Here is a 22,812-nt window from a genome sequence, read left to right as displayed (position 1 = left end):
CGGCGGCTAGCCTCTCGAGGTCATAAGCCACTCATCCTGCGGAAGGGAGGACGCCTTCCTCCGGCTGATTGTCTTATGCTTGTCGAGGCTGCACAAGCCGCCTCCGCTTTTCTTATTGTCCAGCTCCGGCGGCTAGCCTCTCGAGGTCATAAGCCACTCATCCTGCGGAAGGGAGGACGCCTTCCTCCGGCTGATTGTCTTATGCTTGTCGAGGCTGCACAAGCCGCCTCCGCTTTTCTTATTGTCCAGCTCCAGGCGCTAGCGCTTCGGCCGCTTCGCTCTCTCGGTCAAGGCAAAGTGCGCCTTTCGGTCGAGAGCTCCACCGTCTCTCAGCGCTGAGCAAGCGCCCTCCGCTTTTCTTATTTACTCATGATGGTTTGGATGATGTTTGCTGTTTCTTCTACCGCTTTATTGGATACATCGATGACGTTGCAGCCGATTCGGTCTACGATTTTATCAAAGTATTGTATTTCTTCATTGATCCGGTCAATATTTGCATAGATCGCCTGATCATTCAGGCCGAGTGATTTTAGGCGCTCCCGCCGGATATTGTTGAGCTTTTCAGCACTGATTTTTAAACCGATGCATTTCTTAGGAGGAATCTTAAAAAGTTCTTCCGGCGGTTCTACTTCCGGTACGATTGGAACGTTGGCTACTTTAAAGCGTTTATGAGCAAGGTATTGGGACAACGGGGTTTTAGATGTCCTTGATACCCCGATCAGGATGATGTCCGCTTTGAGAAGTCCTCTCGGATCGCGGCCATCATCATATTTTACGGCAAATTCAATCGCCTCTACTTTTTTGAAATAATCTTCATCCAGCTTGCGAACCCGGCCCGGCTCATACTTTGCCTGAATGCCATAGGATGTTTCCATTTTATCGATCAGCGGACCGATGATGTCGTGAATCGGCACGTTTCTGACCGAAGCAAGCTGGATCAGATAATGGCGCAATTCAGGGACTACGAGTGTAAAACAAATGATGGCTCCGTCCATTTGCGCATAGGATACGACCTCTTCAAGAGTGGTTTTGTCCTCGACATACGGAATACGCTTAATGACGGTATTCGCCGCTGTACCGTTGAACTGGCTGATTGCCGCTTTTACGACAAGTTCTGCTGTTTCCCCTACTGAATCGGATACTACATAAATGACTCGGTTGTTCATCCCGTTCCCCCGCTTCCCTTAAGCTAAATAATATCGTTATCTGCAAGCCTCATCAGAATTTTTGTCATATTGGTCTTTGTGATCCTGCCAATGACCTCAAACCCTTTATCTGTATCCCGGATGATCGGGAGGGCGTCTATTTGCTTTTCTATAAGGGATTTTGCCACGTCCATGATATAGTCATCATTCCGGCAGACGGTTATGTTCGGCATCCGTGTCATGATGATGTTTACAGGGATGGAGGCAAGCTCCTGTTTGCCAATGCTTGCGCGCAAAAGGTCCTTTCTGGAGAGTACTCCGACAAGCAGTGAATCTTTATCTACAACAAATAAAGTGCCTACGTCCTCCAGAAACATGGTGACAATCGCATCGTACACCGAGACACCTTCACTTACGACTACAGGGATGGATTGAAAATCCTTTACCTGCAGCTTTTTGAGCTTATCACTTAACAATTGATTTCCCGTTTTTCCTGTATAAAAATAGCCCACCCTTGGCCTTGCTTCGAGATAGCCAGACATTGTGAGGATGGCAAGGTCAGGCCGCAGAGTAGCACGTGTCAGATTTAATTGATCCGCTATATGTTCCCCGGTTATCGGCCCGTTTTCCTTCACGATTTGAAGGATGATTTCCTGCCGCTTGTTCAGTTCGATTAGACTCACCACCAGTTCCGGCATTCTGCGGATCAGCTGCTTCCGCAAAGATTATGTAAAGAATGAAACGATACCATACCTATTATATATGATACTCCGCAGAAAAAAGGCATGAAATAGAGCAGTGGATCCTGAAAAACAGGATCCGGCTCCCCCATTATTTTACAAGGATTACGTTGGTTTCGGCAAATGAATGGATCACCTCGGCGATTTGCTTCATCTGGGCAAGCCGGTTTGTTTTGATTGCCTCTTCCTTTGCCATTACCATTGTATGCTCGAAATAAGCTGTAATCTCAGGGGTCATTGACTTCAGGAAGGCAAATGCCCTTCGGAAATCGGACGCCTCCGTGGCTTGATGATAGCCGGCAATGGCTTCTTCTGCTTTTCGATGCAGGATTGCTTCTTGTTCATTTTCAAATAGCTCTGGGTTTACGACAGCAGTTTCATCTGCTTTCCCTGCTATGTTCAATACCCGTGAGAAGGCTTCAATTGTTTCTTTAAATCCTTTACCGGCAGTTTCGGCGTCCAGCAAGACTGCACGCTGAACCATAGAGGTAACTTCCATATCAGAGGATTGAAGAATCGCTTCCACTATGTCATAGCGGATTTTCTTCTCATCCATAACATATTTCGCTCTCATTTTGAAAAATCCTGTTAAATCCTCTATTCGTTTTTCAGATGGAGCGGATGGCAGAAGCCCGTTGGAAAGCTGGAACAGCTCAGGCAATGAGATCTTCCAGTTATTAGCAAGAAGGATCTGGACGATGCCGCTTGCTTGTCTTCTTAGGGCATAAGGGTCCTGAGATCCTGTTGGGATCATGCCGATCGAGAAAAACGCACATATTGTGTCCAGCTTATCCGCAATGGATACAACAGCTCCAGCCTGAGATGCAGGAACAGGGTCATCCGAGTGTCTTGGGCTGTAATGCTCATTGATGGCTGCGGCGACCGCTTCTTTTTCGCCAAGAATTTTTGCATACTTTTCTCCCATAACCCCTTGCAGCTCCGGAAACTCGTAAACCATATGGGAAACCAGGTCAAATTTGCTGATTTGAGCCGCCCGTTTTGCATCTGACCGAACCGTTTCATCCAGTTCCAATCTCATAGCCAGGGATTCTGTAAGTGCTGTAACTCTTCTCACTTTATCTCCAACTGTACCCAATTCTTCGTGGAAAACGACTTTTTCCAGTTTGCTGAGTGCGGCATCAATTTGCAGTTTATGATCCTCTTTGTAGAAGAAATCAGCATCGGACAGACGGGCTCTCAGAACCTTTTCGTTCCCCCGCGCCACCTGCTCAAGATACTCTTCATTCCCGTTCCTGACGGTAACAAAATGCGGGAGCAGGACTCCGTTTTGATCCTTTACCGGGAAATAGCGCTGGTGTTCCTTCATTGTGGTGACCAATACTTCCTCAGGAAGGGAAAGATAATCCTTTTCAAAATTGCCATACAGAGCAGTAGGATATTCAACGAGATTGTTTACTTCCTCAAGAAGCTCTTCATCAACCGGAATTACCCAGCTATTTTCAGAGCCCAAGCGGTCCAGCTGCTTTCGGATCGTATCCTTCCGCACGTCCGGATCAGCGATGACATATTGATCTCTAAGCTGATCCTCATAGCTTGACGGGCTCTCAATGCGGATGGAGTTCGAGCCAAGGAAACGATGGCCGCTTGTCGTATGGCTGCTGTGCACCCCTGCAAGCTCAAAAGGAATAACCTCTGAGCCGAATAAAGCGGTTATGCTCTTAATCGGGCGCGCATACCGCATATCCTGAGTTCCCCATCTCATATTTTTGGGAAAGGTCAGACTGGATACTACTTTATCAAGGCCTTTGAGCAGCTCAAAGGTAAGCTTGCCTTTTATATGCTTTTGGACATGAACGTATTCAACCCCGTTTATTTCTTTAAAATAAATGTCCTCTACGGCAGCACCCTGGCCGCGGGAGAACCCAATTGCAGCTTTACTCCAATTCCCTTCTGAATCTAAAGCAATCTTTCTTGATGGTCCTTTTGCTTCTTCTGTAACATCCTCCTGCTTTTCAGCCAGTCCTTTGACAAGAACGGCCAGCCGGCGGGGGGTTGAAAGCCGGTGAATGGACTGATACGGAATGGCAAGTTCGTTAAGCCAGCCTTCCATTTTTTCTCCAAGCTGGTTCATCGAGCTGGTAACAAACCTGGCAGGCAATTCCTCCAGTCTGATTTCCAGCAGCAGATCTCGATTATTCATGAATTTCCGCCTCCTCATCCTTTACCATAGGGAAGCCTAATTTTTCCCTTTCATCATAGAACGTCTTTGCCACTTTACGCGCCAAGTTACGGACCCGGCCGATGTAGCCGGTCCGTTCCGTCACCGAGATGGCTCCCCTTGCGTCCAGCAGATTAAACGTATGAGAGCACTTCAGCACGTAATCATACGCGGGATGGACAAGACCTTCATCCATCTGACGGTGTGCTTCCTTTTCGTAAACTGTAAATAAATGAAAGAGCATCTCGGGATCAGACGTCTCAAACGTGTATTTGGAATGTTCATACTCCGGCATTCCAAAAATGTCCTTCACTGTATATCCTTCTGTCCACTCGAGATCAAACACGTTTTCTTTGTCTTGAATGTAAGAGGCCAGCCGCTCAATGCCATATGTAATTTCCACAGAAACCGGCTTGCATTCCAGCCCGCCAACCTGCTGAAAGTAGGTGAACTGGGTAATTTCCATGCCATCCAGCCAGACTTCCCAGCCCAGTCCTGCACAGCCTAATGAAGGGTTCTCCCAGTTATCTTCAACAAAACGGATATCATGCTTTAACGGGTCAATCCCCAATGCTTTCAATGAATCCAGGTAAAGCTCCTGAATGTTATCCGGTGATGGCTTCATAATGACTTGGAACTGATGATGCTGATAAAGCCTGTTCGGATTTTCCCCATAGCGTCCGTCTGCCGGGCGTCTTGAAGGTTCAACGTAAGCAACATTCCAGGGCTCAGGTCCGATTGCCCGTAAAAATGTGTAAGGGCTCATTGTTCCGGCACCTTTTTCAGTATCGTAGGCTTGCATTAAAATACAGCCTTGATCTGACCAGTGCTTTTGCAGCGTCAAGATCATATTTTGAATGTTCATTTCTTTTCCCTCCAATTTATAAAGCGGCAGCGAAACGAGAAAAAACTCCCGCCCCTATGCCATTCAATCATGACATAGGGACGAGAGTTACCCGCGGTTCCACCCTACTTGGGAGACCGGGAGAAATTCGCCCCTGTCTTCCCCTCTTTTAACTGAACATGCTCCGGAATGCCTTTCCCAGCTGCCTGCAATCCGGCTTTCACCGTCCCGGATTCGCTTCATACAAGCGGATGCTGATACTTCTTTCCTTCTTCGCATGGATGTTTATCGATTGATTATATACGAATCATAATGAAAATTGAACAGGATGTCAACCGGCTTAGAGCTGATCACGCAAACTCTCCATCTGGTCCATAAACCGTTTGGATTTCAGGTACAGACCAGAGTATTCCTGATAGTAGCTGTCCAGGACGAGCTTCAGTTCCTTTTTGGTTTCTTCTTTGACCGATATTTTCCCAAGGCGGTTTAATTCAAAGAAGTAGAGCAGCCTCAGCATTTTCACAGTTCCCTGTGAAATGGGAAGGCGGTAAGGATCCATTTCAAAACAGCGATGGCACAAAAAGCCTGCTTCACGGACAGAAAAATGGAAAGTGCCCTCTGTACTTCCGCAATTTGCACACCCGTTTAAATGAGGGGTAATTCCCAAAACGGGAAGCATTTTAAGCTCAAACATGCGCAATAATATATCTGGATCAAGCCCTTCATCCAAATGCTGAAAGAGTTGAAGAAAAAGCTCAAAAAGAAACGGATTGCGCTGGAGATTTTCTGTTCCTTTGTCCAGAAGTTCAGCCATATAGGATGCATAAGCGGTCAGAAATAGATCTTCTCTGATCGACCGCATGGATGCAATCGTTTCAGCCTGCTGCAGGCTGCCCAGACCGGATGATTTATGAAACATAAACATTCCATAAGTAAAAAGCTGGGTCATGGCAGATAAACGGCTGTTTGGTTTTTTCGCCCCTCTAGCCATGACTCCGACTTTACCCAGCTCTCTCGTGTAAATCGTTACAATTTTATTGTTTTCCCCGTAATTGGAGGATCGTATGATGATTCCTTCGCATTTTTGGAGCACCTTTTCCTCTCCATTCGGAAGGGCCGGTTATCAAATCAGCGGAAAATCGGGACTGGCCAGCTCATCCTCCTGTGCCTCGGGTCCATCAGCATGCTCCTTTTCCATTTCCTTAAAAAGAAGATACGTGTCAATATTACCTGTCTGATAAAATACCTGCCAGGTAAAATCCTTCATGTTACCCCCACCTTTCGTCTAGAAGAACAGAAAAGCTTATACCAATTTTCTTATTGATAGGATGACCCCGGCTCCTTCTTATCATGTTAAACAATATTTGTTAATTTGTGCTTTACAAAATTAAAATTAGTATTCATCTTCCCGGAACCCGTAATCTCTCAGCTGGTTCATCTTATTTCTCCAGTCTTTCTGAACCTTTACCCACAGTTCAAGAAATACTTTGGAACCGAGGAGTGCTTCAATATCCACCCTTGCGCGCTGCCCGACTTCCTTCAGCATCTTTCCCTGCTTGCCGATGACGATTCCTTTTTGGGAGTCGCGCTCCACAACTACCGTCGCAGCTACATAAACGGAAGCATTTTCCTCCCGCCGTTCGATTGCATCTATAACGACCGCTACGGAATGGGGAATTTCCTCTCTGGTCAGATGGAGAACCTTTTCCCTGACCAGCTCGGAAATAATAAACCGTTCCGGATGGTCTGTCACCTGATCTGCCGGATAGTATTGCGGTCCTTCAGGCAAATACGACTGAATTTGCTGAAGAAGGGTTTCCACATTGTTTCCCTGCAGAGCGGAAATCGGCACCACTTCTTTGAAAGGATATAGGGCTTTGTACTTTTCGATCAGAGGAAAAATCTGATCCGGATGAAGCTGATCAATTTTATTGATGACAAGAAAGACCGGTGTCTTTACTTCTTTTAGCTTTTCAATGATAAATTCATCGCCGCGTCCGTACCCTTCTTCTGCATTGATCATAAACATGATCAAATCTACTTCCCGCAAGGTATTTTGGGCTACCTTCATCATAAAGTCGCCAAGCTTATGCTTCGGTTTATGAATACCCGGTGTGTCGATAAAGATTGTCTGAGCATCATCCGTTGTGAGAACCCCTTGAATTTTATTGCGTGTTGTTTGGGGCTTGTCGCTCATAATGGCAATTTTCTGTCCGATTACCCGGTTAAGAAATGTTGATTTACCTACATTCGGACGGCCAATAATGGAAACAAACCCTGATTTATAGCCATTTTTAGTCATTTAAATCCTCCGCTGAAAATGCTCCAGGCAATAGATCGCCCACTGTAAGGTGTTCGATATCCCCGTTCATGTTCGTTAATATTACTTTCATATCTTTGCTGCAAAGCTCAGAAATTACCTGCCGGCATGCCCCGCACGGCGGTACAGGTCTTGCTGTATCCGCTACAACCGCGATTGCCTCATAATCCTGTTCACCTTCAGAATACGCTTTAAACAATGCAGTGCGCTCCGCACAATTGCACATGCTGTACGCGGCATTTTCTATGTTGCAACCGCCGAATATTTTACCTGATTTGGATAACAGCGCTGCGCCAACTTTAAATTTAGAATAGGGCACATACGCTCTTTCCCGAGCTGCCTTTGCTTCGGTGATTAATTGTTCTATGTTCATGCCGCGAGTCATCCTTTCATCTTCAAATCAGCCGTATCTGCTTTTATTTTACCCTATTGCGTCTGCTTTTTCACGTCTGCACAGGGAAAATTAAAATAAATAATTAGAATATTCTAAAAAATACCCAGAAGTCTAGGGACAAATATGAGCAGGCCGATAATGACGGCTGTGACGGCTGCGATGAGTACAGCTCCTGCCGCCGCATCCTTCGCTGCTTTTGCCAGCGGGTGACTTTCCAGCGTAATAAGATCCACAGTCCGTTCGATCGCTGTATTCATCAGTTCAAGTGAGAGCACAGCCCCTATGGACCCGGTAATCATAAACCACTCGACCGCTGAAATCCTGAAAACGATCCCTGCAGTGACAGCTGCCAGTGTGAAAAAGCAATGAATCTGAAAATTCCTTTCATGACGGAAAACATCCATAATCCCATCCCAGGCGCAGACAAAGCTCCGTATAAGGCGCTTGCTTTCAGAGGTTTTCTGATCTCGTAAGCCCATAGGAATCTAAAATCCCCTTCTGCTTAGTAAACATTACTTTTTCATCTTCGTCTGTCATGTGATCATAGCCAAGCAAATGCAAAAAGCCGTGTACCGCCAAAAAACCCAGCTCCCTTTTAAAACTGTGGCCGTAGTCCTCGGCCTGCTCCTTTGTTCTCTCAACGGAAATGATAATGTCTCCAAGAACTTGAGGCATGTCCACACCAATGATTTCTATTTCATCTTCCCCCTGCTCTTCCATAGCAAAGGAAATTACATCCGTCGGCTGATCTTTATGTCTGTACTCTTTATTTATCTGCTGAATTCCGGCATTATCCGTAAAGGTAACGGATACTTCCGCCCCGTCCTTCACCTGCTCCTCGACTGCAGCAAACTGTAAGAGCTCCTCTACAATCAGGAGATCATCCGGGGTCAGCAGTGCCGTTTCATCCGATAAGTCTATTATAAGCCGTTTGCTGTTCATGCTTGTTTCACCTTCTGCTTTGTTAGTTCAGGATATTCAATTCGGGAATGGAAAATCCCTTTAAGTGATTCACAAAAGGATTGTGCCACAATATCCAGTTCTTTTAATGTTAAATCACATTCGTTAAGCTGTCCATCCTGGAGCCGGTCCGCAATAATCCCCCGCACCAGCTTTTGGATGCGTTCCGGAGTCGGACTCGACATGGAACGAACGGCAGCCTCTACGCTGTCTGCAATTGAAATGACAGCAATTTCGCGGGTTTGCGGTTTTGGACCGGGATACCGGAATTCTTCTTCAAGAATTTCATCGCCGCGTTCTTTTGCTTTGTAATAAAAATATTTCAAAAGGCTCGTTCCGTGATGCTGTTCCGCAATATCGACAAACTCTTTCGGCATTTTATGCTTTCTCAGCATATCAGCACCATCTGCAGCATGGGCAATAATCACGTTTTTGCTCAGCTGCGGAGAAAGCTTATCGTGCGGGTTTTCCATCTTCATTTGATTTTCAATAAAATACTGCGGACGCTTCGTCTTGCCAATATCATGATAGTAGGCTCCCACCCTGGCTAGAAGCCCGTTTGCACCTATCGCCTCACAGGCTGACTCAGACAAATTGGCTACCATGACGCTATGATGGTACGTTCCCGGGGTCTCGGTCAGAATTTTCCGGAGCAATGGATGGTTAGGATTGGAAAGCTCAATCAGGCGTAAAGTTGAAAGCAAGCCGAAGCCTGTTTCAAAAAACGGCTGAATTCCCAATGCCAAAACCGAAGCAGCTGCCCCGGATATTGCTGCCATAATGAAATAGCTGCCAATCTCCAGATTCGAATAATTTCCGTTCTGCATCATGGTTACCGCAGTGATCATCAAAATGTTCACAAGGGAAACGAGCAGTCCTGCCTGAAGAATTCTCGAGCGGAGATTATGCTTATTTAAAAACAGCACACCAGCCAGGCTGCCGGCGAGATAATAGATTCCCATGCTGAAATTGAAGGTCCCTGTAATTCCGTCATTAAAAATGATGCTTCCGCATACAGAAAGTATGATGCTTGATAGGATCGCCTGCCGCTCGCTTATGAGCAGCTTTACAAGCATAGGACCCATAGCAGCAGGAACGATCAGGCCGATGTAAGCGATATCGAGCTGCTGGAACAGGCTGATTGCTTTCATAAACAAAAGGGCGATAGTGAACACGAGGAAAAACAGGAGAAGAGAGAGATTTTTGTTCTCATAAGCCTTCTTCTGGTTCTCAAAATAATAGATCAAGACCGATACCGTTAGAAGGACAAAGATGGAAAGTCCTAAAAACGGCTTAAATGACTGTTTATTATTCACGAGGCCGGCAAGTTCCAGCTTGTGATAAATTTCAGGGGAAATAGTCTGCCCTTCGGAAACAATGATCTGCCCCTGCCTGATGACACTTTCTTTAACACTATCCTTCGCCTGCTGCCTTTTCTGTGTAGTCGCTGCGTCATCATATATGTAATTGGGGATAATGGCATACTGGCTGATTTCGATGGCAGACTGCAAAACTTCAGAGGTAAGAGGGGAATATTGAAGCTCTTTCTCTGCCTGCTCCTTAGCATCATCCAGCTGATCTGTGGATATCTCCCGGCTCATAACTTTATTAACCGTAGTAACTACAGATTCCTTTGCTACTTTTAGCTCTTCAGGAGAAGCGCTGAGCAAGGGAACCAGCGTGTCTCTGGAAACTTTCTGTTTAAGGCCATCTGCAAGCTTTTCTTCAAGCATAGTCAGCTTTTCTTCTTCCGTAAACGGTTTCACTTCAGCATCTTCCTGCTGATCTTCCTGTCCGGTTTTCTGAGGCTCTTCATTTACCTCAATAGCTGAATTGTAAATAAAATTAACCAGGGTGACCCGGCTTTCTGAGTACTCTTCAACAAGCTTATACTGATCCTCCACTTGCTGATACGCTTCCGTTTTTTTCCGTTCCGTTTCCTCTGTATCCACTACTGTAATCGGGGAGTACAGTGTTTGCTTTGAAATATCGAGGAGTTCTATATCGAGATTCTCCGGCTTTACACTCCCGTACAGGGTAGCAAATAAAACAGCCCCAAAGAGAACATACACGATATAATGCAAAAAGCGGTACTGGTTAATCACATCGATTTGTTTTTTTAAGCCTGTCCTCTTTTTCTTCATGCCCGGCACCTCCCTGCAGCTAAAGTTAAAGGCCGAATCGCTGATTATAGACAGACAGATGACCCGGTCGGATCATCTGTCATCAGCTCTCGTTATTCTGGTAAGCTTGAATGATTTTTCCAACAAGAGGGTGTCTGACTACATCTGACTGCTCCAGTTCAACAAACGAAATTCCATTGACTTGATTAAGGGTTTGCCGTGAAATGGCGAGTCCGGATTTAACGCCTTTTGGAAGATCCACCTGGGTGATATCCCCGGTAACAACCATTTTCGAGCCGAAACCGAGCCTCGTCAGAAACATTTTCATTTGAGCAGGTGTCGTATTCTGTGATTCATCAAGAATAACGAAGGCATCATCCAGTGTACGGCCTCTCATGTAAGCGAGCGGAGCGATTTCGATTGTGCCTCTCTCCATCAGCCTTTCTGTATGTTCCATTCCCAGTACATCATGAAGAGCGTCGTATAGCGGACGCAAATACGGGTCGACCTTTTCTTTTAAGTCTCCTGGCAGGAATCCGAGGCTTTCTCCGGCTTCTACAGCGGGTCTTGTCAAAACAATTCGTTTAACGGCTCCGCTTTTAAGAGAGTTAACCGCCATTACTACTGCAAGATAGGTCTTGCCCGTCCCCGCCGGACCAATCCCAAATACAAGATCGTCCTTCCTGATAGCAGAAATATAGTGTCTCTGGCCCAGTGTTTTAATCCGGATTGGCTTTCCTTTGGCATTTTTAGTGATTTCTTCAGTAAACAGAGCCTGAAACTCATCCAGCTTCTGTCTTTTCGCCATGCCAACAGCGTATATGACATCTCTTTCGGAAATGACGATTCCTTTGCGGATCACGTTCAGCAAAGCCTGCAATATATCATCAGTAAGCTGCACATTTACTGAATCTCCTGAAACGTAAAGCGCTTCACCCCTGGTTACGATCGTGACCTCAAGCTCTTCCTCGAGCCTTTTCAGGTGAATATCCTGGTTTCCGAACAGCATAACAGCTTCATTCGGATTTTCTAATTTCTGATTCATTGACACTAAGTCTTCTGGCATTCTTTAGTCTCCCTGAATGATTGGCGTAGTTTTCACAATGTCTTCTATTACCTGGTAAAGTATTTTCAATTTTACTTTACCATTCTCATTCCTTTGGTGCAAAACTTTTTGGCCGGAGATTCGGCCTTTTTCTCCAATTTTTTGCAAAAGATCCTCTTTCCCCATTTGGATCCCGGCCTTAAGGGCTCCTTTTTCATTGTAGCTTCTGCTTACTTCTTCCTTTTCCCTTTTTGTCTCTTTCATATACGCAAACGGTGTTTTCCATCCCAGGAACATCAGCTCTCTTTTGTCCCGTTCTGCGGCGTATTCCCCAGGCTCTTCTTGTCTGAAACCCCATACCTGCAAATCAAGGCCGCTGACTGAAACATAATGTTTAACGGATTGATTTCCGGTAAATACGCTGAAGTTAGTCTTTAAAGGCACTTCTACCGTTGATTCATACCACGTTTCCCCGAAAATTTCCGCTTTTGCCGGTACAGCTTTACTGGTCTTTTCTCCGCCTATTAAGCCTGATACTAAGAGCTGTCCTTTCTGCACGTGGTCATGAACCATTGCTACGGGTTTGCCCTGCTCCACATACATCCTTGTGATGACAGCCTTTTTTTTGGCTACAATATGTCTCGGGCTTGCATACTCTTCCTGCTCCGGAGTGTTTTTTTCCACCACTTTCAAATGATAGGATGTTCCCTTCAGCTCGACGCCAACCCATGTAAGGGCGCGAATCCGGTCTGTGAGGATTTTTTGGATGTCATCTGCATCGTGTGTCAGAAATTGAACAGCTCCCGGCTTAACTCCCATTTTGTCCAGCTCTTTCACAATCAGGTGCTCTGTTTCCGGTTTAGCCCCCTGCACTTCAATCGACCAGATCATATTGGAGAGCATAAACAAGGCAGCAAGGAACAATCCAATACCTCCGGCAAAACCGCTGTTCTTCCATGCTCTTTTCATTTCGAAAGGAAGACCCTTTCTGCTGATAAACGTGCATTTGCAGTCATGATTTCTTTGCACTGCCCTGAAGGCATGTACATCTTTAAGCCGAATAAAAAAGGAAATCGTCTGATCCCCTTCATTTTTAGCATTCCAGATCATTATATCATTCCGGATGCAGTCGTTGATCATTCGCTCATGGCCTTTTCCTGCAGCTTTTACCTGTACATAGCCAATCCAGAAGTTTGTCCAGCTGTTTTTCAAACCCCTTCTCCTCCACTCCCGTTTTGCCGTTACTGTTCAACGTATTGGACATGCTCGATTTTTCCTTCAAGCATGATTTCCTCAGGTAAAATCGTTCTTATGACAAAGCTTTCTCCTCTTATCAGAAGCTGCCCCTGTTTGAGGAGAAGCCTGATTTCCTGATCGGTAAATTTCAGCAGGCCCCGGTGGTTCTCAATGTAAATATGCAGCTGCCCGACCATTGTAATCCGCGGCAAATCCATCATGACATCAGGCGGGAGTTCAATGGTTTTCGTAATCCAATTTGCAATGCGGCTGCTCCATTTTTTTGCCATAAAAAAGAACCCCCCTTCATCTCATATGTATGAGCGAAGCGGGGTTCTAATACATGAATCTTACGGTCTTATTTTTGGCTTTCTCGTATAGTGCGGATTAATGGATCTTGGCTTTCCGATGATTTCAGCCCAGATGATTCCGTTCAGGGCAGGGTTATGGACAGCTCCCGTTTTCCTTTTGCCCTTCTCAGGTTCCTCCAGTTTTACAACCGTCAGCTCTTCTTTCCTGCGTCTATTGAAACTGCTTTGCCGGTTCTCGCGTGTCTGTACCTTAGCTTTTTCGTATATATCCTGCATGGTACGCTCCGCCTTTTCAGGTAAATCATTTGCAGGCGGCGATTCTGGTTTTCTTCCTGATGCTGGAAGAGCGCCTTCGGAGGGTTTCTCTTCTTTGTTTTTAAATATCCTTGAAAGCAATACTCCCCCGATCCAAAGAACGGCAGCTGAAATGATCGGATTGCCTGCAATAGCATTAATCAGCGATTCTACCCCTTGCATGCTGGTCCCTCCTATCTGGAATCGGAGTCATCGGGTTTGTTCATTTTTCCAAGTGAATCTCTCATATCTGTATCGGCGGACAGGTTTTGGATATTCAAGTAATCCATTACACCAATGTTGCCCTGTTTAAGCGCCTCTGCCATTGCCAGTGGAACCGTAGCTTCTGCTTCTACTACCTTTGCACGCATTTCTTCTACCCGCGCTCTCATTTCCTGCTCCTGAGCAACGGCCATAGCCCTTCGCTCTTCCGCCTTAGCCTGGGCAATATTCTTATCTGCTTCCGCCTGATCGGTCTGGAGGATGGCTCCAATATTTTTGCCGATGTCCACGTCTGCAATATCAATCGAGAGAATTTCAAAGGCTGTGCCTGAATCAAGCCCTTTGTTCAATACCGTTTGAGAAATCATATCCGGGTTTTCCAATACCTTCTTGTGGTTTCCCGAGCTCCCGATTGTACTTACGATTCCTTCCCCTACACGAGCTATAATGGTTTCTTCACCCGCTCCCCCTACAAGACGGTCAATATTGGCTCTTACCGTGATACGGGCCTTTGCTTTCACTTCAATTCCATCCATCGCGACCCCCGCAATAAACGGGGTCTCTATGACTTTAGGGTTAACGCTCATTTGAACGGCTTCCAGCACATCACGGCCGGCCAGATCAATGGCTGCACAGCGCTCAAAGCTCAGCTCAATGTTGGCTCTTTCGGCAGCAATAAGCGCATTGACGACCCTGTCAACGTTTCCCCCGGCAAGATAGTGGCTTTCCAGCTGGTTTGTCGTGACTCCAAGGCCCGCTTTATAGGCTTTGATCAGCGGGTTAATAACTCTGCTTGGCGTGACCCTTCTCAGTCTCATTCCAACCAGTGTAAATATACTGACTCTTACACCTGCAGCAAGCGCCGAGATCCAGAGCATGACGGGTACAAATGTAAAAAATATCCCTAAAACAACAATTCCGGCAGCTACTAATCCAATCGTTAATAAAGTAGATGGATCCATACATATCCTCCTGTCATTGTGCTGATTCTACTTCTCTAACCACTACTCGCATTCCTTCAGTTTTTACTACCTTTACAGTCTTTCCTTTTTCTGTATACGTACCCTCTGAAACGGCATCTACTCGCTCATCATCGATCAGGATGGTACCCGATGGCCTAAGTGAAGTAAGACAAACACCTGTTTTCCCGATTAATTCTGATCTGGTCCGGTTTGAAATATAGCCGCTCTTCGTATCAGTGGAGTCTGAAAGAATAAACTTTTTAAAAAATTTCATCTTTTTCCCAAACACCCTCGTTATTAGAATAGAAGCAATGACACATACGGCAAGTGCAATGCCGATTGAATAAATCGTCCAGGCGGGATTGCTTGAGGATATATAAAAGCTGTAGCCGATTGCTCCTGCTCCCGCCAGCCCGACTATTCCGCCCGGAAGAAATAATTCCAGGATTAATAAGATAATCCCTCCTATGAAAAACAGGACAGCATCCATACCGGCAAGACCGGCAGCCAAATGGCCGAAAAAGAATAGAAACAAGGCGGATAATCCAATGAAGCCGAAAATACCGAAGCCTGGAGTGTAAAGCTCCAGCAGAAGGCCCAGCAAGGCAATAGTCAGCAGGATGGGGATCACTGCCGGATTCGTAAGAAACCTGGCTGCGTGGTCAGCAAAACCCATCTCAGCGGTTTGCGTGCCTGAATCAGATACATTCAGGTTAGACAAAACATCTTTTAAAGCAGATGCCTTCCCTTCTGCATATCCGACCTCCAGCGCCTGTTCTCCAGTTAACGTCAGCAGCTTGCCTTTCCCGGCATTAACTTCAGGAAGATCAACTGAATCATCTGCCATGGCCAGCGCATATTTAGGATCGCGTCCGCTGCTTTCAGCGGTTTCTTTTAGTTCAGCGAGCCAAAACGATTGCGTTTTCTTGTCGGCATCGCTTCCGTTCCCTCTGATTACAGCTGCTGCCCCCATCTTGGACTGATCCTTCACATAAATGGAATCTGCACTGAGCGCGATGTATGCCCCCGCAGAAAGCGCCCTTGTATTAACAAACGCAGTTACAGGAATCTTCGTTTCTCTGAGCTGCTCCGATATGTCCAAAGCTGCTTGCAGGGAACCGCCCGGCGTATTCATATCCAAGATGATGTGTGCGAGCCCGTCATTCTCTGCCTTAGTGACGGAGCGCTCTATAAAACCTGCCATAACTGAGTCTACTTCATCTTTCACCGGAATAACCATTCCGCCCTTTGTCTCCGCTCCCTTAGCGGGGAAAATCGCCACAGCTGTCAAACTGACTAAAAAGAAGAAAACGCAAACGATTACAATTCTTCCCGCTTTTATGCTCCATCTCCTCCTTCCAGGGCCTCCCTTAATGGTACTACGTTTTAAATCCTTGAAAGATTCATATTATCGGTCAATTTTTACAAAACTAAACCTATTGAAGAGCATTGGGCTGCACGGCGATGCCGTGAAACGGGCTAAAGAGTGAGGAAAAGCTGCCGGGCACCGCATAAGGAAATGCATCTTTTATCATGCCATATTATTTGCGCTCCCAATGCGGCACGTATGACTTTATTTCTGAATATGGACATTCAGTAATTCGGGAGGCAGTTTTTTTCACCTTTATTTTTGCCTTATCGACAGCTTAGAGTCAACCATTAAGATGCTGTCAGGCATCATCTGCTTGCGGGCCTTTCCTAATTGACATTGCGGGTGCACAACCAGGATTGCAGCCGATTTCGAATGATTTTACCGATTGATTGTTTGCCTCTTATTTTTTTAATCCCTTTCGTTCTAACTGGGGATCGGCTGCTTCTATTCATTCATGTTATCAACTGCTGTCTTTGACTGAAGCCGCTGCATAGGAAGTTCTTACATAGCTTTAATGAATAGTAAAAACACCCTGCCGATTGACAGGGTGTTTTGCTGCTAATTTTATGATAGCTGCTGCTGTACGAGCTTGTTGACAAGGGAGCCGTCTGCTTTGCCTTTTACTTTTGGCATGATGGCAGCCATTACCTTGCCCATTTCAGACTTGGAAGAAGCACCGGTTTCTTCAATCGCTTGATTGATGATCGCCAGCAGCTCTTCATCTGAAAGCTGTTCAGGCATATACTCATTTACAATCACAATTTCAGCTTGAAGTTTATCTACTAAATCAGAACGATCAGCGTTTTTGAATTCCTGGAGGGAGTCCTTACGTTGTTTAAGTTCACGAGAGAGGATGGTTAATTCCTCTTCTTCAGACAACTCGGATTTGTTAAGCTTGATCGCTTCATTTTGCATGGAAGCTTTGACCATCCGTATAACAGTGAGTCTGTCTTTGTCTTTATTTCTCATCGCTTGCTTCATGTCCTGATTTAAACGATCAAGAAGACTCATGCAATACACCCTCTTTTAGAATTTGCGTTTTCTAGCCGCCTCTGATTTCTTTTTGCGTTTTACGCTAGGTTTTTCATAAAATTCACGCTTTCTCGCTTCTTGCAACGTGCCTGTTTTTGAAACGGAACGTTTAAAGCGGCGAAGAGCTTCTTCAAGCGATTCATTTTTCTTAACTACTGTTCTAGACATGCTATTTCCCTCCCTCCGAATACACCAATCGACGAATGCTTCAAAGTTGTCATGCTTATTTAAACATGTACTCTGCCATTATAATATAATCGAAGTAGCTGGTCAACCAAAAACACGCTTGAAACCTCGGTTTTAAACCGTGTTTACATCAATAATCGGACTGGGAAGCGCCGCCGGTTACGATGCTGATCCCTGCACTGGCTCCAATACGTGTCGCACCGGCTTCAACCATCAGGTCAGCACCTTGGCGGTCCCGAACGCCTCCGGATGCCTTCACTCCAATTTCAGGACCGACTGTTTTTCTCATTAAGCGGATATCTTCAACTGTTGCTCCGCCGGAAGAAAAGCCGGTAGACGTTTTAACGAAATCCGCTCCAGCTTTAACTGAGAGCTCACAGGCAAGCGTTTTTTCTTGGTCAGTCAAAAGGCAGGTTTCAATAATAACCTTTGTTAGCGCCTTTCCTTTGGCTGCTTCGGTCACAGCACGAATATCCTTTTCAACAAGCTCTGCATCTCCATCCTTAAGCGCGCTGATATTGATGACCATATCAACTTCTTCTGCTCCTTTTTTAATCGCATCCATCGTTTCAAATGCTTTTGTTTCCGGAGTAGAGGCTCCCAGGGGAAATCCTATTACTGTGCAGACCTTTACATCTGAACCATCTAAAAGACGGGCGCAGGTTTCTACCCAGGCCGGGTTTACACAAACGGAAGCAAAATGATATTCCTTTGCTTCCGCACATAATTTTTCAATTTGCGCTCTTGTTGTATCAGGTTTTAAAGCAGTGTGATCTATCATTTTAGCTAATTTTTCAGTCATGGCTGTAACCCCTCTCAACTAGTCGTCTGACTTCTTGCTCTTATATTATACATAGTCGGACAAGTTCCGTCATCCTCTCGAATAAAAGCAACGGATTTCCATTATACTAAGCGCTGCAATTGTATTAGCTCCTGAAAAACCGGCTGCTGGTTTTCGCTGCAGTCACCGCAAATTAAAAAAGAAATCCGAAGACCGGATTTCCATGATTGTTAAGAGCTTAAGCGGATGCCTTCGGGCTGATCTTCCAATACTCTTACAATTTGGCCTTGATTGTAAGGATAACCAGCTTTTTCTATTTTCACGCGTACAATTTTCCCTACCATTTCTTCAGAGGCTTTAAAAACGACTTTCATGTAGTTATCTGTATAGCCCGCATACATTCCGCTGCCGGGAGCGTCTTTAAATTCTTCTTCAGGAATGACTTCAAGAACTTCCCCTTCGAAGGCAGAGGCATATTCCTTTGCAAGCTGATCGGAAAGCCCAATCAAACGGTGAACCCGTTCATTTTTAACTTCCTCGTCCACTTGATCGTCCATTCTGGCGGCAGGAGTGCCGGTCCGTTTGGAGTAAGGAAATACATGAAGCTCAGAAAATTTATGCTCTTTTATAAAATGATAGGTTTCCAAAAATTCTTCTTCTGTTTCTCCCGGAAAACCGACAATAACATCTGAGGTAACGGCGAGACCCGGAAGAGCTTTCTTCAAACGCACAAGTCTCTCTGCGAAAAATTCCATTGTGTATTTTCTTCTCATTCTCTTCAGGACCGTATTGGAAGCTGATTGAATTGGAATGTGAAGGTGACGGACGATTTTATCAGACTGATCCAGCACTTCAATGACTTCATCTGTAATCTGGCTCGCTTCAATCGAGGAAATGCGGATTCTTTTCAAGCCTTTCACCTGCTCGTCAAGCTCGCGAAGCAGGGCAGCGAAATTGTAATCCTTCATATCTTCGCCGTAGCCGCCGGTATGGATGCCTGTCAGAACAATTTCTTTATATCCCGCATCCACCAGCTGCTGAGCCTGTTTAATGACTTCTTTTGGATCTCTTGAGCGCATTAAGCCGCGTGCCCAGGGGATGATGCAGAATGTGCAAAAATTATTGCAGCCCTCCTGGATCTTCAGAGACGCCCGGGTACGGTCTGTAAAAGCAGGTACATCCAGTTCCTCATATGTTCTGGCTTTCATGATATTGCCAACACCGTTAATCGGCTGTCTTTCCTCCCGGAACTGGTCAATGTAGCCGAGCATCTTGTTCCGGTCTTGTGTGCCGACCACAATATCCACACCCGGTATTGCCATAATTTCAGCAGGGGATGTTTGAGCGTAGCATCCCGTTACACATATCACCCCATCCGGATTTTTCCTGATGGCGCGGCGAATCACCTGCCGGCTCTTTTTATCTCCTGTATTGGTTACCGTGCACGTATTGATGACATACACGTCCGCTGTACCTTCAAATTCTTTTCTTTCATAGCCTGCTTCTTTGAACAGCTGCCAAATGGCCTCCGTTTCATAATGATTTACTTTACAGCCTAATGTATGAAACGCAACAGATGCCATATATCTTCACCTCATTAATTCAAAATGGTAGGAAACCGCCGATAAAGCGTAAAGCGGAGCGGTTTCAGTCCGTAAAATTCTTGGTCCAAAGCCTGCATCAGCAAAACCGCGGCTCTTTAAAAATTCAATTTCTTCGGGAGTGAATCCTCCCTCCGGCCCTGTGGCAATGAAAAGGGACTGGCCAGGTGAGAGGTCTTCCAAAATGCGTGCAAAGGTGCTTTTCTCCCCTTGCTTGGCCGCTTCCTCGTAGGCTGCAATCTTTCTGTCATAGGATTCGGCCATGTCGGCCAGAGTCTTTAAGGAAACCGGATCATGGACTGCTGGGATTTGATTTCGGTAAGACTGTTCAGCTGCTTCCTTTGAAATCTTCTGCCAGCGATCGGTTTTCTTTTTTGCTTTTTTATCATCCAATTTTACTACAGAACGAGCCGCATTAAAAGGGATAAACCGGGCAGCTCCGAGCTCTGTGCCTTTTTGAATAATCAGCTCCAGTTTATCCCCTTTAGGCAGCCCGCATGCAATGGCTACGTGAAGAGGGAGTTCTTTATTTACTGTCACCCATTCCTTAACCTTACAAACTGCTAGATCCTGTTCATGGGAGGCAAGAGTGCACAGTGCTTCCTCTCCATCCGCAGTCACCCAGATCATTGGGTCTCCCGCTTTCATCCGCATTACTTTCAGTATGTGATGCAGATCGTCGCCGGCAGCCTGGATGTCATCTCCTATATCCTTTTTGGTGCGGTCAGTAAAATATCGCTGCATAGCCATCTTCCTTCCAGTCAGGATCAGAAAAAAGGGGGCGGGCTAAAGGGAGCCTGCCCCGTTCTTCCCTCACTCAAATCCATTATACTCAAGCATTTTTTCTTGCAAGAAAAGCGACCCAATCCTCCATAACGAGTGTTTCGGCAATAGTGAATCCGGCTTTTTCCAGTGCATCTTTCACTTCACTTTTCTTATTCAGGATAATGCCCGAGGTGATGAACCACCCGCCATCCCTCACCAATCTAAACGCATCATCCGTAAATTTTACGATGACTTCTGCAAGAATATTGGCAACGATGACATCCGCCTGGTCGTAAATTCCATTAAGAAGATCATTTTGGAATACGGAGATCTTGTCATCTACTTTATTCAGCACCGTATTCTGTCTGGCGCTCTCTACAGCCACGGGATCAAGATCCATGGCCTGAACGGGTGATGCACCAAGCAGGGCGGAAGCAATGCTCAGAACCCCGGATCCGGTACCGATATCAATAACCCGGTCTCCTTTATTAACGGTGCGCTCCAAAGCTTGAATACACAGGACAGTTGTAGGATGGGTTCCTGTACCGAATGCCATTCCGGGATCAAGCTCGATAATCAGTTCGTCTGAATGGACCGGTTCGTATTCTTCCCAGGTTGGCACAATGGTAAATTTTTCAGATATTTTCACCGGGTGATAATATTTCTTCCAGGCTGTTGCCCAGTCTTCCTCATGGACTTCACTCGTTGTCAGCTGCTTAGATCCAACGTTGATGCCGTATTCTGTAAGGCCTTCAATTGAATCGGTGATGCCTTCAACCGTTTCGGCTAAAAAACTATTCATTGGCAGATAGGCTTTGACGATGACCCCTTCTGAGGGATAATCCTGCGGATCGAGATGGTAGATTTCTCCATAAACACTTTCCCGGTCTTTAAGCAGGTCCATCTGATCTTCAATTACAACTCCGCTCGCTCCGGCTTCGTGTAAAATATTTGAGATTGGTTCTACTGCTTCCTGTGTTGTATGGATACTGATTTCCGACCATTTCATTCCTCTGCCAACTCCTTAAATTTAATCGCCTTTTATTGCTCTTTTTACTTTATCAAAAAAGCTTTCTTCATTTTCATCCGGACGGTTTCCAGTTGTTTCCGCAAACTCTCTGAGAAGATCCTTTTGTTTTTCTGTCAAATTGGTAGGTGTGACCACCCGGACAACGATATGCTGATCGCCTTGACCATAGCCTCTGACATTTGGAATTCCTTTGCCTTTGAGACGGAATTTTGTGCCGGCTTGTGTGCCTGCCGGGACCTTTAATTTTACTTTACCCTGAAGCGTCGGCACTTCAATCTCATCACCAAGTGCAGATTGGGAGAAGGTTAGCGGCATTTCACAATATACATCATCGCCGTCTCTCTCAAAGAAATCGTGAGGCCTTACGCTGAATACGACATAAAGATCTCCTGCAGGTCCGCCGTTCATGCCTGCCTCCCCTTGTCCTGAAACGCGCAGCTGCTGACCGTCATCGACTCCCGCCGGGATGTTGACTTTAATTTTCTTGCGGCGCTTCACTGTGCCCTCGCCGCCGCAGGTAGAGCATTTATGTTTAATCATTTTGCCAGTTCCGCTGCAATGGTGGCACACTCTGCGGTTTACAATCCTGCCGAAAGGTGTATTTTGCTCTACGTTCAGCTGGCCGGAGCCGCCGCAATGGGAACATGTTTCCGGAGAGGTCCCCGGTTTTGCTCCAGAACCGGTGCATGTACTGCATGTTTCGTCCCGAGGGATCTCAATTTCTTTTTCAATGCCGAACGCTGCTTCCTCAAAACTCATGGACATGGTGTATTGAAGATCCGCTCCCTGACGAGGGGCATTAGGATCTCTTCGCCGTCCGCCTCCGCCGCCAAAAATGGAACTGAAGATGTCATCAAAGCCAAAACCGCCTCCGCCGAAATCTCCACCCTGACCGCCGAAGCCCTGATTAGGGTCTGTATGACCAAACTGGTCGTAATGGCCGCGTTTCTGATCATCACTTAGCACTTCATATGCTTCTTTAACTTCTTTAAATTTATCATCTGCATCTGCATCTTTGTTAATATCAGGATGATACTTTTTCGAAAGCTTACGGTAGGCTCGCTTGACCTCCTCTTTCGAAGCATCTTTCCCGACTCCAAGTACATCATAGTAGTCTCGCTTACTCATAATCCTCTCACTCCCGAATTCTCACATAAAGTAAATTGTATCATTTTCAAGCTTCATGTAGCAACAGCAAAAAGAAGCCCCGGTTCTTATTCATGGAGTCTTGCTCACGCCGGCTGTCCAACTTGGTCCCATGCGCGGTGCT

General features: G+C 45.9%; 25 protein-coding genes. 1 reads left to right on the top strand and 24 read right to left on the bottom strand.

Features of this window, described 5'->3' with window-relative positions:
- A partial coding sequence (locus ACQCV8_RS17395) for a hypothetical protein (protein WP_426846597.1) occupies window positions 1–339 on the top strand: 339 nt, incomplete at its 5' end.
- A gap of 20 nt (window positions 340–359) precedes the next feature.
- Here the strand turns inward: ACQCV8_RS17395 and ACQCV8_RS17390 are convergent.
- The 24 genes from ACQCV8_RS17390 to dnaJ all read right to left on the bottom strand — a co-directional run bounded on the left by ACQCV8_RS17390 (window position 360) and on the right by dnaJ (window position 22,670).
- Entirely contained in the window at window positions 360–1,166 is an 807-nt protein-coding gene (locus tag ACQCV8_RS17390) for a pyruvate, water dikinase regulatory protein (RefSeq protein WP_426846595.1), read from the bottom strand.
- A gap of 23 nt (window positions 1,167–1,189) precedes the next feature.
- Complete coding sequence (locus tag ACQCV8_RS17385) at window positions 1,190–1,828, bottom strand: helix-turn-helix transcriptional regulator (protein WP_426846609.1); 639 nt, start codon at window positions 1,826–1,828, stop codon at window positions 1,190–1,192.
- A 148-nt stretch (window positions 1,829–1,976) separates the two neighbouring features.
- Entirely contained in the window at window positions 1,977–4,046 is a 2,070-nt protein-coding gene (glyS, locus tag ACQCV8_RS17380; protein WP_426846593.1) for a glycine--tRNA ligase subunit beta, read from the bottom strand.
- Window positions 4,039–4,929 (bottom strand): glycine--tRNA ligase subunit alpha, encoded by an 891-nt coding sequence (glyQ, locus tag ACQCV8_RS17375; RefSeq protein ID WP_426846591.1) that lies wholly within the window; start codon window positions 4,927–4,929, stop codon window positions 4,039–4,041. The genes glyS and glyQ overlap by 8 nt, the downstream gene beginning before the upstream one ends.
- Before the next feature lie 319 nt (window positions 4,930–5,248).
- Complete coding sequence (gene recO / locus ACQCV8_RS17370; RefSeq protein ID WP_426846589.1) at window positions 5,249–6,001, bottom strand: DNA repair protein RecO; 753 nt, start codon at window positions 5,999–6,001, stop codon at window positions 5,249–5,251.
- Window positions 6,002–6,031: 30 nt separating this feature from the next.
- Window positions 6,032–6,175 (bottom strand): YqzL family protein, encoded by a 144-nt coding sequence (locus ACQCV8_RS17365; RefSeq protein ID WP_426846587.1) that lies wholly within the window; start codon window positions 6,173–6,175, stop codon window positions 6,032–6,034.
- A gap of 126 nt (window positions 6,176–6,301) precedes the next feature.
- The gene (era, locus tag ACQCV8_RS17360; RefSeq protein ID WP_426846585.1) at window positions 6,302–7,210 is read right to left on the bottom strand and encodes a GTPase Era; all 909 of its coding nucleotides are present in this window, start codon (window positions 7,208–7,210) and stop codon (window positions 6,302–6,304) included.
- Window positions 7,203–7,601 (bottom strand): cytidine deaminase, encoded by a 399-nt coding sequence (locus ACQCV8_RS17355; protein WP_426846583.1) that lies wholly within the window; start codon window positions 7,599–7,601, stop codon window positions 7,203–7,205. Before ACQCV8_RS17355 ends, era begins: the two co-directional genes overlap by 8 nt.
- A gap of 113 nt (window positions 7,602–7,714) precedes the next feature.
- Complete coding sequence (locus ACQCV8_RS17350; protein WP_426846581.1) at window positions 7,715–8,101, bottom strand: diacylglycerol kinase; 387 nt, start codon at window positions 8,099–8,101, stop codon at window positions 7,715–7,717.
- On the bottom strand, window positions 8,073–8,564 hold the full coding sequence (ybeY, locus tag ACQCV8_RS17345; RefSeq protein WP_426846579.1) for an rRNA maturation RNase YbeY: 492 nt from the start codon (window positions 8,562–8,564) through the stop codon (window positions 8,073–8,075). The genes ACQCV8_RS17350 and ybeY overlap by 29 nt, the downstream gene beginning before the upstream one ends.
- Complete coding sequence (locus ACQCV8_RS17340) at window positions 8,561–10,726, bottom strand: HD family phosphohydrolase (RefSeq protein WP_426846577.1); 2,166 nt, start codon at window positions 10,724–10,726, stop codon at window positions 8,561–8,563. The genes ybeY and ACQCV8_RS17340 overlap by 4 nt, the downstream gene beginning before the upstream one ends.
- Before the next feature lie 82 nt (window positions 10,727–10,808).
- Window positions 10,809–11,771: a PhoH family protein gene (locus ACQCV8_RS17335; protein ID WP_426846575.1), complete on the bottom strand. Its 963-nt coding sequence runs from the start codon at window positions 11,769–11,771 to the stop codon at window positions 10,809–10,811.
- Window positions 11,772–11,774: 3 nt separating this feature from the next.
- Window positions 11,775–12,962 carry a sporulation protein YqfD gene (yqfD, locus tag ACQCV8_RS17330; protein WP_426846573.1) on the bottom strand — a complete coding sequence of 396 codons (1,188 nt, stop codon included), beginning with the start codon at window positions 12,960–12,962 and terminating at the stop codon, window positions 11,775–11,777.
- A 29-nt stretch (window positions 12,963–12,991) separates the two neighbouring features.
- Window positions 12,992–13,276, bottom strand: a complete 285-nt coding sequence (yqfC, locus tag ACQCV8_RS17325; RefSeq protein ID WP_426846571.1) for a sporulation protein YqfC — start codon at window positions 13,274–13,276, stop codon at window positions 12,992–12,994.
- A gap of 60 nt (window positions 13,277–13,336) precedes the next feature.
- Entirely contained in the window at window positions 13,337–13,774 is a 438-nt protein-coding gene (locus tag ACQCV8_RS17320; protein WP_426846569.1) for a hypothetical protein, read from the bottom strand.
- Window positions 13,775–13,785: 11 nt separating this feature from the next.
- Window positions 13,786–14,775, bottom strand: coding sequence for a flotillin-like protein FloA (floA, locus tag ACQCV8_RS17315; protein WP_426846567.1), 990 nt, complete (start codon window positions 14,773–14,775; stop codon window positions 13,786–13,788).
- A gap of 13 nt (window positions 14,776–14,788) precedes the next feature.
- A complete protein-coding gene (locus tag ACQCV8_RS17310; protein WP_426846607.1) occupies window positions 14,789–16,117 on the bottom strand; it encodes an NfeD family protein in 1,329 nt (442 codons plus the stop codon).
- 594 nt (window positions 16,118–16,711) lie between these two features.
- The gene (locus ACQCV8_RS17305; protein ID WP_426846565.1) at window positions 16,712–17,158 is read right to left on the bottom strand and encodes a GatB/YqeY domain-containing protein; all 447 of its coding nucleotides are present in this window, start codon (window positions 17,156–17,158) and stop codon (window positions 16,712–16,714) included.
- 15 nt (window positions 17,159–17,173) lie between these two features.
- The gene (gene rpsU / locus ACQCV8_RS17300; RefSeq protein WP_426846563.1) at window positions 17,174–17,347 is read right to left on the bottom strand and encodes a 30S ribosomal protein S21; all 174 of its coding nucleotides are present in this window, start codon (window positions 17,345–17,347) and stop codon (window positions 17,174–17,176) included.
- Window positions 17,348–17,495: 148 nt separating this feature from the next.
- Window positions 17,496–18,167, bottom strand: a complete 672-nt coding sequence (deoC, locus tag ACQCV8_RS17295) for a deoxyribose-phosphate aldolase (protein WP_426846561.1) — start codon at window positions 18,165–18,167, stop codon at window positions 17,496–17,498.
- Window positions 18,168–18,376: 209 nt separating this feature from the next.
- On the bottom strand, window positions 18,377–19,729 hold the full coding sequence (gene mtaB, locus ACQCV8_RS17290) for a tRNA (N(6)-L-threonylcarbamoyladenosine(37)-C(2))-methylthiotransferase MtaB (protein ID WP_426846559.1): 1,353 nt from the start codon (window positions 19,727–19,729) through the stop codon (window positions 18,377–18,379).
- A 6-nt stretch (window positions 19,730–19,735) separates the two neighbouring features.
- Complete coding sequence (locus ACQCV8_RS17285) at window positions 19,736–20,491, bottom strand: 16S rRNA (uracil(1498)-N(3))-methyltransferase (protein WP_426846557.1); 756 nt, start codon at window positions 20,489–20,491, stop codon at window positions 19,736–19,738.
- Between the two features lie 88 nt (window positions 20,492–20,579).
- Window positions 20,580–21,521 carry a 50S ribosomal protein L11 methyltransferase gene (prmA, locus tag ACQCV8_RS17280; RefSeq protein ID WP_426846555.1) on the bottom strand — a complete coding sequence of 314 codons (942 nt, stop codon included), beginning with the start codon at window positions 21,519–21,521 and terminating at the stop codon, window positions 20,580–20,582.
- Window positions 21,522–21,542: 21 nt separating this feature from the next.
- On the bottom strand, window positions 21,543–22,670 hold the full coding sequence (gene dnaJ, locus ACQCV8_RS17275) for a molecular chaperone DnaJ (protein ID WP_426846553.1): 1,128 nt from the start codon (window positions 22,668–22,670) through the stop codon (window positions 21,543–21,545).
- Window positions 22,671–22,812 lie beyond the last annotated feature (142 nt).

This window comes from Metabacillus sp. 84, assembly GCF_050107715.1.
Classification (GTDB): domain Bacteria; phylum Bacillota; class Bacilli; order Bacillales; family Bacillaceae; genus Metabacillus_B.
The sequence above is the reverse complement of the archived record's forward strand: the minus strand, read 5'-3'. Positions and strand labels throughout refer to the sequence as shown.

Coding starts and splice junctions, on each gene's coding strand:
- ACQCV8_RS17390 (WP_426846595.1), bottom strand. CDS start 1,166: ATGAACAACCGAGTCATTTATGTAGTATCCGATTCAGTAGGGGAAACA.
- glyS (WP_426846593.1), bottom strand. CDS start 4,046: ATGAATAATCGAGATCTGCTGCTGGAAATCAGACTGGAGGAATTGCCT.
- glyQ (WP_426846591.1), bottom strand. CDS start 4,929: ATGAACATTCAAAATATGATCTTGACGCTGCAAAAGCACTGGTCAGAT.
- ACQCV8_RS17365 (WP_426846587.1), bottom strand. CDS start 6,175: ATGAAGGATTTTACCTGGCAGGTATTTTATCAGACAGGTAATATTGAC.
- era (WP_426846585.1), bottom strand. CDS start 7,210: ATGACTAAAAATGGCTATAAATCAGGGTTTGTTTCCATTATTGGCCGT.
- ACQCV8_RS17355 (WP_426846583.1), bottom strand. CDS start 7,601: ATGAACATAGAACAATTAATCACCGAAGCAAAGGCAGCTCGGGAAAGA.
- ACQCV8_RS17350 (WP_426846581.1), bottom strand. CDS start 8,101: ATGGGCTTACGAGATCAGAAAACCTCTGAAAGCAAGCGCCTTATACGG.
- ybeY (WP_426846579.1), bottom strand. CDS start 8,564: ATGAACAGCAAACGGCTTATAATAGACTTATCGGATGAAACGGCACTG.
- ACQCV8_RS17340 (WP_426846577.1), bottom strand. CDS start 10,726: ATGAAGAAAAAGAGGACAGGCTTAAAAAAACAAATCGATGTGATTAAC.
- ACQCV8_RS17335 (WP_426846575.1), bottom strand. CDS start 11,771: ATGCCAGAAGACTTAGTGTCAATGAATCAGAAATTAGAAAATCCGAAT.
- yqfC (WP_426846571.1), bottom strand. CDS start 13,276: ATGGCAAAAAAATGGAGCAGCCGCATTGCAAATTGGATTACGAAAACC.
- ACQCV8_RS17320 (WP_426846569.1), bottom strand. CDS start 13,774: ATGCAAGGGGTAGAATCGCTGATTAATGCTATTGCAGGCAATCCGATC.
- floA (WP_426846567.1), bottom strand. CDS start 14,775: ATGGATCCATCTACTTTATTAACGATTGGATTAGTAGCTGCCGGAATT.
- ACQCV8_RS17305 (WP_426846565.1), bottom strand. CDS start 17,158: ATGAGTCTTCTTGATCGTTTAAATCAGGACATGAAGCAAGCGATGAGA.
- rpsU (WP_426846563.1), bottom strand. CDS start 17,347: ATGTCTAGAACAGTAGTTAAGAAAAATGAATCGCTTGAAGAAGCTCTT.
- deoC (WP_426846561.1), bottom strand. CDS start 18,167: ATGACTGAAAAATTAGCTAAAATGATAGATCACACTGCTTTAAAACCT.
- mtaB (WP_426846559.1), bottom strand. CDS start 19,729: ATGGCATCTGTTGCGTTTCATACATTAGGCTGTAAAGTAAATCATTAT.
- ACQCV8_RS17285 (WP_426846557.1), bottom strand. CDS start 20,491: ATGCAGCGATATTTTACTGACCGCACCAAAAAGGATATAGGAGATGAC.
- prmA (WP_426846555.1), bottom strand. CDS start 21,521: ATGAAATGGTCGGAAATCAGTATCCATACAACACAGGAAGCAGTAGAA.
- dnaJ (WP_426846553.1), bottom strand. CDS start 22,670: ATGAGTAAGCGAGACTACTATGATGTACTTGGAGTCGGGAAAGATGCT.